The sequence below is a fragment of the Klebsiella sp. EMBS2024 genome, from assembly GCF_036233805.1.
GTDB classification, from domain to species: Bacteria; Pseudomonadota; Gammaproteobacteria; order Enterobacterales; family Enterobacteriaceae; genus Klebsiella; species Klebsiella pneumoniae.
This window is the reverse complement of record NZ_JAZARW010000001.1, coordinates 231,839-244,554: the sequence shown is the minus strand read 5'-3', so window position 1 is coordinate 244,554 and position 12,716 is coordinate 231,839. Positions and strand designations below refer to the sequence as shown.

Annotated in this window: 12 protein-coding genes; 4 read left to right on the top strand and 8 right to left on the bottom strand. The window is 58.2% G+C overall.

What is annotated here, in order from left to right; genetic code table 11:
• The first annotated feature begins 54 nt into the window (after positions 1–54).
• The gene (gene proS / locus VZP09_RS01115; RefSeq protein ID WP_004151928.1) at positions 55–1,773 is read left to right on the top strand and encodes a proline--tRNA ligase; all 1,719 of its coding nucleotides are present in this window, start codon (positions 55–57) and stop codon (positions 1,771–1,773) included.
• Positions 1,774–1,832: 59 nt separating this feature from the next.
• On the top strand, positions 1,833–2,675 hold the full coding sequence (locus tag VZP09_RS01110) for a YaeF family permuted papain-like enzyme (RefSeq protein ID WP_004212714.1): 843 nt from the start codon (positions 1,833–1,835) through the stop codon (positions 2,673–2,675).
• A gap of 131 nt (positions 2,676–2,806) precedes the next feature.
• On the opposite strand, the gene nlpE is transcribed toward VZP09_RS01110, so the two are convergent.
• The 3 genes from nlpE to VZP09_RS01095 are packed head-to-tail and all read right to left on the bottom strand — an operon-like array spanning position 2,807 to position 4,503.
• Positions 2,807–3,505, bottom strand: a complete 699-nt coding sequence (nlpE, locus tag VZP09_RS01105) for an envelope stress response activation lipoprotein NlpE (protein ID WP_085354199.1) — start codon at positions 3,503–3,505, stop codon at positions 2,807–2,809.
• 42 nt (positions 3,506–3,547) lie between these two features.
• Positions 3,548–3,961 carry an alternative ribosome rescue aminoacyl-tRNA hydrolase ArfB gene (gene arfB, locus VZP09_RS01100; RefSeq protein WP_002889433.1) on the bottom strand — a complete coding sequence of 138 codons (414 nt, stop codon included), beginning with the start codon at positions 3,959–3,961 and terminating at the stop codon, positions 3,548–3,550.
• Positions 3,958–4,503 carry a YaeQ family protein gene (locus VZP09_RS01095; protein ID WP_002889431.1) on the bottom strand — a complete coding sequence of 182 codons (546 nt, stop codon included), beginning with the start codon at positions 4,501–4,503 and terminating at the stop codon, positions 3,958–3,960. Before VZP09_RS01095 ends, arfB begins: the two co-directional genes overlap by 4 nt.
• A 196-nt stretch (positions 4,504–4,699) precedes the next feature.
• On the opposite strand from VZP09_RS01095, the gene VZP09_RS01090 reads away from it, so the two are divergent.
• Together VZP09_RS01090 and rof are read left to right on the top strand one after the other, a co-directional pair.
• Positions 4,700–4,900 carry a YaeP family protein gene (locus VZP09_RS01090; protein ID WP_002889429.1) on the top strand — a complete coding sequence of 67 codons (201 nt, stop codon included), beginning with the start codon at positions 4,700–4,702 and terminating at the stop codon, positions 4,898–4,900.
• Positions 4,887–5,147 (top strand): Rho-binding antiterminator, encoded by a 261-nt coding sequence (rof, locus tag VZP09_RS01085; RefSeq protein ID WP_002889424.1) that lies wholly within the window; start codon positions 4,887–4,889, stop codon positions 5,145–5,147. Before VZP09_RS01090 ends, rof begins: the two co-directional genes overlap by 14 nt.
• Positions 5,148–5,160: 13 nt before the next feature.
• Here the strand turns inward: rof and tilS are convergent, their stop codons facing one another.
• From tilS to dnaE, 5 genes are all read right to left on the bottom strand, one after another.
• Entirely contained in the window at positions 5,161–6,474 is a 1,314-nt protein-coding gene (gene tilS, locus VZP09_RS01080) for a tRNA lysidine(34) synthetase TilS (protein ID WP_032414545.1), read from the bottom strand.
• Positions 6,475–6,527: 53 nt separating this feature from the next.
• Positions 6,528–6,917, bottom strand: a complete 390-nt coding sequence (locus tag VZP09_RS01075; RefSeq protein WP_002889387.1) for a VOC family protein — start codon at positions 6,915–6,917, stop codon at positions 6,528–6,530.
• A gap of 46 nt (positions 6,918–6,963) precedes the next feature.
• Positions 6,964–9,117 carry a lysine decarboxylase LdcC gene (locus VZP09_RS01070; RefSeq protein ID WP_002889384.1) on the bottom strand — a complete coding sequence of 718 codons (2,154 nt, stop codon included), beginning with the start codon at positions 9,115–9,117 and terminating at the stop codon, positions 6,964–6,966.
• 113 nt (positions 9,118–9,230) lie between these two features.
• On the bottom strand, positions 9,231–10,190 hold the full coding sequence (gene accA / locus VZP09_RS01065; RefSeq protein ID WP_004145855.1) for an acetyl-CoA carboxylase carboxyl transferase subunit alpha: 960 nt from the start codon (positions 10,188–10,190) through the stop codon (positions 9,231–9,233).
• Positions 10,191–10,202: 12 nt separating this feature from the next.
• A partial coding sequence (dnaE, locus tag VZP09_RS01060) for a DNA polymerase III subunit alpha (protein ID WP_328794845.1) occupies positions 10,203–12,716 on the bottom strand: 2,514 nt, incomplete at its 5' end.

The window sequence follows — 12,716 nt, the reverse complement described above, 5'->3', positions numbered from 1 at the left end:
GTTTCAGGCTGGGCAACCAGCCTGTTCCGCTCGTTTAACTGGAACCGTTACAACATGCGTACTAGCCAATATCTGCTCTCCACTCTGAAGGAGACACCTGCCGACGCCGAGGTAATCAGCCATCAGCTGATGCTGCGCGCCGGGATGATCCGCAAGCTGGCCTCCGGGTTATACACCTGGCTGCCGACCGGCGTGCGCGTCCTGAAAAAAGTCGAAAACATCGTGCGTGAAGAAATGAACAACGCCGGTGCGATCGAGGTGTTAATGCCGGTCGTTCAGCCATCTGAACTGTGGCAGGAGAGCGGGCGCTGGGAGCAGTACGGCCCGGAACTGTTGCGCATTGCCGATCGCGGCGATCGTCCGTTCGTCCTCGGCCCAACCCACGAAGAGGTCATTACCGATCTGATCCGCAACGAGCTGAACTCCTATAAACAGCTGCCGCTGAACTTCTATCAGATCCAGACCAAATTCCGCGACGAAGTACGCCCGCGTTTCGGGGTGATGCGCTCCCGTGAATTCCTGATGAAAGATGCCTACTCTTTCCATACTTCGCAGGAATCGCTGCAGGAAACCTACGACGCGATGTATGCCGCTTACAGCAAAATCTTCAGCCGTATGGGGCTGGATTTCCGCGCGGTACAGGCTGACACCGGTTCTATCGGCGGCAGCGCCTCTCATGAATTCCAGGTGCTGGCGCAGAGCGGCGAAGACGATGTGATCTTCTCCGACAGCTCCGACTACGCGGCAAACATCGAGTTTGCGGAAGCCGTTGCGCCGAAAGAGCCGCGCGCAGCCGCCACCCAGGAGATGACCCTGGTCGATACGCCGAACGCCAAAACCATCGCCGAGCTGGTGGAGCAGTTCAACCTGCCGATCGAAAAAACCGTGAAAACTCTGCTGGTGAAAGCGGTTGAAGATAGCGCTTCCCCGCTGGTTGCCCTGCTGGTGCGCGGCGATCACGAGCTGAACGAAGTGAAAGCGGAAAAACTGCCGCAGGTCGCCAGCCCGCTGACCTTCGCCACCGAAGAAGAGATCCGCGCCCTGGTGAACGCCGGTCCGGGCTCCCTGGGCCCGGTGAACATGCCGGTACCGGTGATTATCGACCGTACTGTAGCAGTGATGAGCGATTTCGCCGCTGGCGCCAATATCGATGGCAAACACTACTTCGGCATCAACTGGGACCGCGATGTCGCGACGCCGGAAGTGGCCGACATCCGTAACGTCGTCGCCGGCGACCCGAGCCCGGACGGTAAAGGTACCCTGCTTATTAAGCGCGGTATCGAAGTGGGTCATATCTTCCAGCTGGGGACGAAGTACTCCGAGGCGATGAAAGCCGCGGTCCAGGGCGAAGATGGCCGTAACCAGATCCTGACCATGGGCTGCTATGGTATCGGGGTGACTCGCGTGGTAGCGGCGGCGATTGAGCAGAACTTTGACGATCGCGGTATCGTCTGGCCGGATGCGATTGCGCCGTTCCAGGTGGCGATCCTGCCGATGAACATGCACAAGTCTTACCGTGTGCAGGAGCTGGCAGAGAAACTGTACGCCGAGCTGAGCGCCCAGGGTATTGAAGTGCTGATGGACGATCGTAAAGAGCGTCCGGGCGTGATGTTCGCCGATATGGAGCTGATCGGTATCCCGCACACCATCGTGCTGGGCGATCGTAACCTCGACAACGATGATATCGAATACAAGTATCGTCGCAACGGTGAGAAGCAGCTGATTAAGACCGGGGATATTGTGGAATATCTGGTTAAAGCGATAAAAGGCTAACACCCACCTCAGGGCCCTGAACGGATGTCAGGGCCTTTTTTTTNACAAGGACAGTACCAATGACTGCACATCTCCTCCGCAGCGGACTGCTTACTTTTGCCCTGCTCCTGCTTACCGCCTGTACCCTGGACGTCGGCCGCAGCTCGCCTTCCACATCTGCTGCCGATGACCATTCATCATCCTGGGCTGTTACCCTCCAGCGTCAAAGCTCGATTGCCGGCAGCGGACTGCGCGAAATCGCCGAAAGCGACCTGCGCTCCGGCGACCTGCTGTTCTCCTCCAGCCTGGGCGTCACATCGCTTGGGATCCGCGCCTTCAGCGCCTCTTCTGTAAGCCACGTCGCGCTGTATGTTGGCGAAGGTCAGGTTGCGGAAGCCACCGGCGCCGGCGTACAAGTGATTACCCTTCAGCAGGCGCTGGCGCACAGCGATAAACTCTTTGCTCTCAGGGTGCCTGACCTGACGCCGGACCAGGCGACGGCGATGAAAAGTTTTGCCTGGCAGGTCAAAGACAGCGGGTATAACTATCGCGGCATTATTCAGTTTATCCCTTATATGGTCACCAAACCGCTCTGCTCGCTCAACCCCTTCTCACGAGACTTTCGCCAGCAGTGCGTCAGCGGCCTGGCCAAAGCGCAGCTGGGCGATGCGGCAAGCGGCGACAAGAAAGCGTGGTTTTGCTCGGAGTTTGTCAGCGAGGCCTTTGTCCGAGCCGGGCATCCGCTGACGCTCGCGCAGGCGGCGTGGATCAGTCCTTCCGATCTGCTGCACATGCGGGAAGGAGACGTCGCCACGTTTAAACCCGAAACGCAGCTCCAGTATGTCGGGCATTTGAAACTGGGAGTTTATCTTCAGGCCGGTAAGCTGGTGGGGCTGAACAAACCGAAGGACGGTGCGGAGTAAAGAAACGATTGACGCTTTTCCACCAGCCAGATCCACGCTCACTGTTGATGTGACAGGGCTAATAACAGGAGGAAGTAGGTGGTACTGCGCGGGATCATCCCCTGCCCGTTACCCGGACAGGGGCCTGACAATCAATGGCTGCAGTCTTTACCGGGAATAAATTTGCCGGCTTGATCCGTCATCAGCGTTTTCATCATCTCGCCGGTATCCGGGTTCGCCTCGAGAGTAAAGTGCCCTTCTACCACCAGCAGTACCGGGCGAGTATCGGTCCCGCGCGCGGCGGCATAATCCCGTTCAAGCTGGGCATTGTTCGCCACCGCGACGCGTTTACCGGTCGCACAATCGGTAAAGGTTGCCGCATCGGCCATATAGAAATACATGCCGCGCATCGCCATCGGCGTCGTCGGCAGGCTGGCCTTCACTGGCTCCAGGGTATAGTTGAGAGGAGACTGAATGGGGCTTCCGTTGCGGTCGAGCATCTCCAGCTTGTCGCCTTTCGCGCGAAAGTAAGATTTCTCGCCCTTGCTGTTGGTCAGCACCAGCTTATCCGCGGTACGTGCCCAGGTGCCGTACGAGGCAAAGGATGACGGCTCACGACGGGCGTCCTGGTAGTGCTCATTCATCACCCAGGTCCCGTCTTTTTCCAGGAACAGCGAGGTGTCGATACCTTCGCAATCCGCGCAAGGCAGCACGCCTCGCCAGCTTTGCTGCATCGGCTTGAGCTCTTCCATCGCCGCTGGCTGGACCGTGTCAGTCTCGGCGCGATGGTTACAACCAAACAGCGCGAACAGCGAACAGGCCGCTATCACGGAGAATACGATTTTCTTCACTTTGCTTTCCTTATCATCCATTTCACCCGTTCGCCGACGCCTTCACTGGCGAACTTTCCCACGCAGCGCCTTGACTGAGGACTTCTGTGCCTTGGAAGCAAGGCGTCGCTCTTTCGATGCCCGAGTCGGTCGCGTCTCCCGGCGACTTTTTTGCACTGCGGTTAATTCTTTAATAAGGGCCACCAGCCGGGCGATCGCCGCTTCACGGTTCATCTCCTGGCTGCGGTATTCCTGAGCCTTAATGATAACCACACCGTCAGCAGAAATTAAGTGGTGGCTGGCGGCGAGCAGGCGCTCTTTGTAAAACTCCGGCAGGCTTGAAGCTTTAATATCAAAGCGCAGATGGATCGCCGTCGACGCTTTGTTCACATGCTGCCCCCCTGCTCCCTGGGCGCGAATGCCTGACAAGACGATCTCGTCGTCGGCGAGGGCTACGCTGCGGCTAATAGTAATCATGCCGACGCTTGCCAGGCGGTAAGCTGAATTTCCAGATTATTCCGAGCGTCGGATAACCAGATACTGCCCTCCTGCAGAGTGGCCTGCAGCGTCATGGTACGGTCGGCAAAGGCGCTAAGCAGTGCCAGTTGCGCATCATCAAGATACCAGATGGTCAGCTTCGGGTACGCCGCAAGCTTGCTCTGATTCTGCTGCCACCAGATTTCAGCTGCCCGGCTATTATAAGCAAACAGCGCCACCGCCTGCGCCCGTGAGCAGGCTTTCTTAATCCGCCGCTCATCCGGCAGACCCAGTTCGATCCACAGATCGACCCCGAGATGATCGTTAAGCAGCCACAGCTCCGGCTCGTCGTCCGACGACAGACCGCGGGTAAACTGTAGCCGTTCATCGGCATATTTGATCCATGCCAGCAGGCGCAGCATCATGCGCTCCTGGGTTTCTGACGGATGCTGAGCCAGCGTCAGGTTAGCATCCAGAAACTGGTTGCGATCCAGATCGGCTACATTTACCGCAGCTTTATATATAGTCGCTTTCAGCGCCATGAATAAACTCCTGAAAAGAATGGCGTACATTGTAGCGAAACTGGCGGCAAAAGGCTGTCGTCAATCGCAGCAACCTGTTTCATCCTGCTGAAATTGCTTAAATGACTATGATATAGTTCCCTTGCTAAACAGAGTTTATCTTCGTAGGCTTAAACTTGCATCCCACGGTTGAGTCAGAACGCTGACAGGAGGGCATGTGGACCACTATTGTGAGTTAATACGCAAGCGGTATGCGGAAATAGCCAGCGGAGACTTAGGGTATATCCCGGATGCGCTGGGTTGCGTGTTGAAAGTATTGAATGAGATTGCGGCGGATGAGGCCCTTTCGGAGTCAGTCAGGGAAAAGGCCGCTTATGCGGCAGCAAACTTACTGGTGAGCGATTATGTCAATGAATGATACTTATCAACCCATTAACTGCGATGATTACGACAACCTGGAGCTGGCCTGCCAGCATCACCTGGTGCTGACGCTGGCGCTGAAGGATGGCGAACAGCTGCAGGCAAAGGCCAGCGATCTTATCTCGCGAAAAAATATCGAGTATCTGGTGGTCGAACTCGCCGGCAACGTCCGCGAGCTGCGCCTGGATAAAATCGCCAGCTTCAGTCACCCGGAAATCGGCACCGTGGTGGTGAGCGAATCCTGAATCAAAAACGGGCTTAATCGCCCGTTTTCCTCCACATCAGCCTGACCCCTTCTCCGTCCTTCACTTCACCTTCTGTGGTCACAAACAGATCGTCCGCTGCGGCAATCGGCGTTTCGCCGTAAAAAAGCAGCGGCGTGGTGTCTCGTCGCCACGGAGCAACGCCCAGCTCCTGCCAGAGCTTCTTAAGCTTGCGTCCGCCATGGCGCCCGACAATATGCAGGTGGCCGCTGGCGCGAAAGCGGACGGTGACCGGCTCATCCGCCGACGGCGGGCGCAGCCTGCCGTCGGGCTGCAGCGTCAGCTCGCCGAGACCGTCCGCCAGCCGCAGCGGCTGGCGCCAGTCGGGCCAGCGCTGAACGCTGTCCGTCTGACCGGGAAGATACTTCACCCAGTACAAACGCTGTTGAAAACGGCGGACGGTAAATTCCCCCAGCCGCAGACAGGGGCTGGCATCTTCCCGCGCCAGCGCCACCTCGTGCCAGAGGCGCTCAGGCACCTCGCGGGCGGGCATCGGCGCCTGCTGCCCGGCGAGCCAGCGACGCAGCAGCGCCGCTCGGCGCGGCGGACTCATCGTCGCCAGCGGCGCGATAGCCAGCGAGCCATCTTCGGCCACCAGCGACGCCAGCTCCGCCGCCAACATCTCGTCCAGCAGTTGTTCCTGCTCGGCGCACAGGCTGGCGCTGCGGGCGACGGCCTCGCTAAAGTGCGGCCAACGCTCGCGCAGCACCGGGATCACCCGCAGGCGCAGGAAATTGCGGTCATAGGTATCATCCTGATTACTCTCATCTTCGATCCACGACAGCTGATGGGCGAGCGCCCACTGGCGTAGTGATTCGCGGGTTTCATTGAGGAGAGGACGCAGTAGTCGACTGCCGGCAAAGGCAGAGGATGGCGCCATCGCCGACAGGCCGGTAGGACCGCTGCCGCGTTTTAACGCCAGCAGCAGGGTTTCGCACTGATCGTCCTGGTGCTGGGCGGTCACTAACACCTCGCCGGCATTGAGCGTATCCTGAAAGGCCTGATAGCGCGCCGCACGAGCGTGGGCCTCGACGCCCAGCCCTCCCCGGGCTAACGTCACGCGATGCACCACCAGCGGCACCTGCCACTGCTGGCAAATCTGCCGACAATGCGCCACCCAGTCGTCTGCGTGGGCGCTAAGGCCGTGGTGAACATGCACCGCCCGCAGCGTCAGCGAGGGATCCTGTTCCCGCAGCAGCACCAGCTGATGCAGAAGAACCGTCGAGTCCAGACCGCCGCTGAAGGCCACCAGCAGCTGGCGATGGGGATGAAGCGTATGCGCAATATCAGCCGTCATATCCACGAACATACCGAGAAGTGATGGCCCGGCACGTTACCGGGCCAGGGCCGCGCTGGCAAGATTTACTGCTGATATATTTCCAGCGGCAGGTCGTCCGGATCGCTAAAGAAGGTAAAGCGTTTACCGGTAAAGGGATCGACACGAATCGCTTCGCACTCCACGCCATGCGCGGTGAGATGGGCTACCGCGGCGTCGATATCATCCACGCTAAAGGCCAGATGACGCAGCCCGCAGGCTTCCGGACGACTGGGGCGGGCTGGCGGAAACGGGAACGAGAACAACTCAATCACATACTCGCCGTTGAGCGCCAGATCGCCTTTCCAGGAATCGCGCTCGGCGCGATAAAACTCACTTTGCAGCGTAAACCCCAGAATATCGCAATAGAACGCTTTACTGCGGGCGTAGTCGGTCGCAATGATGGCAATATGGTGAACCCGTTTCAAACCCAGCATGGTTAAACTCCTTCTGTTAAGCCAGCCACGTTACTCGTGCGCGCCGTTAACGCGCAAGCCTTTCGTCATTTTTTAAGACTCGTACCCGATACACACCGTCCTCATCGCGCTTGGCGCCGTGAATATCGGTCTCAAAGCCCGGGTAATGACGGCCGATAGAGCAAAGCATCAGCAGAAAATCGAGCACCGCCCGGCTTTCCTCGGTGATCATCTCTCCCGGCATCAGCAGCGGAACCCCCGGCGGATAAGGGAGGATCATGTTGGCCGAAATCCGCCCCACCAGGTTCTCCAGTTCAATAGTTTCCACCTCCCCCTTGATCTGGCGCTGCCAGGCGTGATGCGGCGTCATTTTCATTTCCGGCAGGACGTCAAAGGCGCTGAGCATCAGCTGCGGCAGCTGATGCTGACGGATCAAGCGGTGGATCCCCTGCGCCAGATCCTGGATCCGCATGTTGCGGTAGAAGTCGGGATCTTCGGCGTACAGATCCGGCAGCATATTTTTCACCCGCAGATTGAGATCGTAGGCGCGTTTAAACTCGGTCAGGCCGCGCAGCAGCCCCATCGCCCGGGTTTTATCGATGCCGATACTGAACAGGAACAGCAGATTGTAGGGGCCTGTTTTCTCTACCACCACGCCCCGCTCGTCGAGGAACTTCGCCACCAGCGCCGCCGGGATCCCCTCTTCATCCATATTCCCCTGCTCGTCCATGCCCGGCGTCAGAATGGTGACCTTCACCGGATCGAGATACATATGATCCGCATCGGCATCTTTGAAACCGTGCCAGTCCTCGCCCGGCGCTACCGGCCAGCACTCGGCTTTATCTACGGCTTCCGGCTGCCAGATATCAAAGAACCAGCCGTCCGACTCCTCGCGCAGTCGCTGCACCTCTTTGCGGAAGTCCAGCGCCCGCTCAATGGAGCGCTGGATCAGACGTTTACCGGAGTTGCCGCGCAGCATCGCCGCCGCGGTCTCAATCGACGCGACGATGGGGTAGCTCGGCGACGTAGAGGTATGCATCATAAAGGCTTCGTTAAAGGTCTCTTCATCATAATTGCCTTTAATGTGGATCAGCGAGGCCTGCGACAGCGCGGCCAGCATCTTATGCGTCGACTGCGTCTCGAAGATGACTTTCCCGGGGATCCGCTCCCCGCTCATACCGCTTTTCCCCTGATATATCGGATGGAAATGGGTATAGGGCACCCAGGCGGAATCGAAATGGATCGACGGGACATCGAGCGTCTCCTTAAGCCAGGTGGTGTTATAGAGCAGACCATCGTAGGTGGAGTTGGTGATCACCGCATGCACGGGCCACTGCGCCCCGCCCGTGTCGCGCACTTTCTGCTGAATGCTGTCGCGGGTAAATTCGCGCCGGGGGATACCGCCGAGGATCCCCAGCGCGTTGCGGGTCGGCTTCAGCCACAGGGGAACCACATCGCTCATCATCAGCAGGTGGGCCAGCGATTTGTGACAGTTACGGTCAATCAGCAGGGTGCTGCCGGCGGGCGCCGAGTACATGCCGACAATTTTATTGGACGTCGAGGTGCCGTTGGTCACCATATAGCTTTGCTCGGCGCCAAAGGCGCGCGCGATATACTCCTCCGCCTCCAGGTGCGGGCCGGTATGATCCAGCAGGGAGCCCAGCTCGGTGACCGAAATCGAGACATCCGCCTTCAGCGTATTCCCGCCAAAAAAATCATAGAACAGGCAGCCCACCGGGCTTTTCTGATAGGCGCTGCCGCCCATATGGCCCGGCGTACAGAAGGTATATTTTCCCTCCTGGACATAGTTGAACAGCGCGCGGGTAAACGGCGGAGTGATATTCTCCAGGTACTCGCGGGTGTACTGCCCAATGCGGGTGGCGATCTCTTCGGAGAGTCCCAGCGCATATTCGAAGAACCACAGCGTCATGCGCAAATCCTGACTGCTGACATCCATCGTCGAGTGGGCGTTAATGAAGGCGTACAGAGGAAGGTATTCATTGAGCTGATTGATATCGCTGCACAGATCGACGCTGTATTCATCCCAGTCGAAGATCACCCCGCAGATGCGCGGGTTGTGCTCGATAAACTGCAGCAGGTCGGCGCTGTTTTGCGGCCAGATGGTCTGGAAGCCCTGGCGCTGCAGCGCCGCTTCCAGTTCTTTGATCGGCTCGTCTTTATGGTAGACGCCGTGAGGCCCCATGATGGCGATGATATTCACGCTTTCCTCCTGGTATTCACCTAAGTCAAGCATCATAGCAATCCCCCGGGCGCACCGCACATAAAAAAAGGGCCGGAAAATCCGGCCCTTAGTGTTTAGTCCTGACGAAAAAGTTAAGCGTAACCGTAGCTCATCAGACGCTGATAACGGCGGTTCAGCAGCTCTTCTTCGCTGAGCAGATCGAGGTCTGCCAGGTCTGCCAGCAGCTGCGCCTTCAGGCTCGCTGCCATCGCTTCCGGGTTGCGGTGAGCGCCGCCCAGCGGTTCCGGAACGATAGAATCGATCAGCTTCAGCTCTTTCAGACGCGGGGCGATAATGCCCATTGCTTCCGCAGCCAGCGGCGCTTTATCCGCGCTCTTCCACAGAATGGAGGCGCAGCCTTCCGGCGAAATGACCGAATAGGTGCTGTACTGAAGCATGTTGACCTTGTCGCCCACGCCGATCGCCAGCGCGCCGCCGGAGCCGCCTTCACCGATTACGGTGCAGATAACCGGCACGCTAAGACGCGACATCTCACGCAGGTTGCGGGCGATCGCTTCCGACTGGCCACGCTCTTCCGCGCCGACGCCCGGGTAGGCGCCCGGGGTGTCGATAAAGGTGATGATCGGCATTTTAAACCGCTCAGCCATCTCCATCAGGCGTAGCGCTTTGCGGTAGCCTTCCGGCGCCGGCATCCCAAAGTTGCGGCGAATTTTCTCTTTGGTTTCACGACCTTTCTGGTGGCCGATGATCATCACCGGACGACCGTCAAGACGCGCGATACCGCCGACAATCGCTTTATCGTCAGCGAAGGCGCGGTCACCGGCCAGTTCGTCAAATTCGTCGAACGCCAGGCGGACATAATCCAGGGTGTAAGGACGGCGCGGGTGGCGCGCCAGTTGCGCAACCTGCCATGCACCGAGATCGGCGAAGATTTTGCGCGTCAGCTCTACGCTTTTCTCACGCAGACGATGCACTTCTTCGTCGATGTTAATATCCAGTTTCTCATCCTGACGGCTTACCGCAGTCAGGGAATCGATTTTCGCTTCCAGCTCTGCAATCGGCTGTTCAAAATCTAGGAAATTCAGACTCATAGTATTCCTGTATTAGTCAAACTCCAGTTCCACCTGCTCCGAGCCGATAAGGCCCCGCAGATCGTTAAGTAAACGATCGCTCGGAGAGACGCGCCATGTTGCGCCGAAACGCAACCGCGCGCGTGCATCCGCCCTCTGATAGTAGAGGTGCACTGGAATGGTTCCCGAACGGTGGGGTTCCAGAGACTGACGGAGTCGGTTTAAAAGCTGGTCATCAATTTGCCTGTCCGTCAGCGAGATAGCAAGCCCGCGAGCATATTTTTCCCGGGCTTCGTCAATGTCCATGACTTCACGGGCGGTCATTTTAAGCCCCCCGCTAAAGTCATCAAAGCTGACCTGTCCGCTGACGATAAGTATGCGGTCTTTTTCCAGCAACTGCTGATATTTATCCAGCGCGTCGGTGAATAACATCACTTCCAGCCGCCCGGAACGGTCATCCAGGGTACAGATGCCGATACGATTGCCGCGCTTGGTGACCATTACCCGCGCCGCAATCACCAGCCCCGCCGCCGTGGTGACTTTCCCACGTTCGGTCGGATGCATGTCTTTGAGCCTCACGCCGCCGACGTAGCGCTCAATCTCCTTCAGATACTGGTTAATCGGGTGTCCGGTGAGGTATAGCCCCAGGGTCTCCCTTTCACCATCCAGCACCACCTGCTCAGGCCATGGCTGGCAGCTGGCGTAGGATTGCTCAATTTGCTCGGGCTCTTCCGCCAGCACGCCGAACATATCAGCCTGGCCGATGGCCTCGGCTTTCGCGTGCTGGTCAGCGGCTTTCAACGCATCGCCCAGCGAATTCATCAGCGCCGCGCGATGTGGGCCGAGACGATCGAACGCCCCGGACATAATCAGCTTTTCCAGCACCCGACGGTTGAGCTTTTTAATATCGGTTCGCGCGCAGAGGTCGAACAGCTCGCGGAAATAGCCGCCATTGTTGCGCGCCTCAATAATCGCTTCGATCGGTCCTTCGCCGACGCCCTTGATGGCGCCAATGCCGTAGACGATCTCGCCATCGTCGTTGACGTGGAAATGGTACAGGCCGGAGTTAATATCCGGGGGCAGGATTTTTAGCCCCATTCGCCAGCACTCATCCACCAGGCCAACCACTTTCTCGGTGTTGTCCATATCGGCGGTCATCACCGCCGCCATAAACTCGGCCGGGTAGTGCGCCTTAAGCCACAGCGTCTGGTAGGAGACCAACGCGTAGGCGGCGGAGTGCGATTTGTTAAATCCGTAACCGGCGAATTTCTCCACCAGGTCGAAGATTTTCATCGCCAGTTCGCCGTCAATGCCGTTTTTCTTCGCCCCATCCTCAAAGATAGAACGCTGCTTGGCCATCTCCTCCGGCTTTTTCTTACCCATCGCACGACGCAGCATGTCCGCGCCGCCGAGGGTGTATCCGGACAGCACCTGGGCAATCTGCATGACCTGTTCCTGATACAGGATGATGCCGTAGGTTGGCTCCAGCACCGGTTTCAGGCTTTCATGCTGCCACTGCACGTCCGGATAAGAGATCTCCTCGCGGCCATGCTTACGGTCGATAAAGTTATCTACCATCCCCGACTGCAGCGGGCCCGGGCGGAACAGGGCCACCAGCGCGATCATATCTTCGAAGCAGTCCGGCTGCAGGCGCTTAATCAGATCTTTCATGCCGCGCGATTCAAGCTGGAACACCGCAGTGGTTTCCGAGCGCTGCAGCATGTCAAAGCTTTTCTTGTCATCCAGCGGGATAGCGGCGATATCCAGCGGCCCTTCGCCGTTCTTCTCACGGCGCTTGTTAATCATCTCCAGCGCCCAGTTAATGATAGTGAGCGTACGCAAACCGAGGAAGTCGAACTTCACCAGCCCGGCGTATTCCACGTCGTTCTTATCAAACTGGGTGACCGGATGCAGCCCCTGTTCATCGCAATACAGCGGCGCGAAGTCAGTGATTTTAGTCGGAGCGATAACCACCCCACCGGCGTGTTTACCGGCGTTTCGCGTCACCCCTTCCAGCTTACGCGCCATGTCTATAAGCGCTTTAACTTCTTCGTCCGCTTCGTAGATCTCCGGCAGCTGCGGTTCGGCCTCAAAGGCTTTCGCCAGCGTCATGCCCGGATCGGGCGGCACCAGCTTAGAGATACGGTCGACAAAGCCGTACGGGTGACCCAGTACGCGACCCACGTCGCGGATAACCGCTTTCGCCGCCATGGTACCGAAGGTAATGATCTGCGATACCGCATCGCGGCCGTACATGTCCGCCACGTGCTCGATAACCTGGTCGCGTTTCTCCATGCAGAAGTCGACGTCGAAGTCGGGCATCGAGACACGCTCCGGGTTAAGGAAACGTTCGAACAGCAGGTCGAACTCCAGCGGGTCAAGATCGGTTATCTTCAGCGCGTAGGCCACCAGAGAACCGGCGCCGGAACCGCGGCCCGGGCCTACCGGCACGCCGTTATCCTTCGACCACTGGATAAACTCCATCACGATCAGGAAGTAGCCCGGGAAGCCCATCTGGTTGATAACCTGCAGCTCGATGTCCAGACG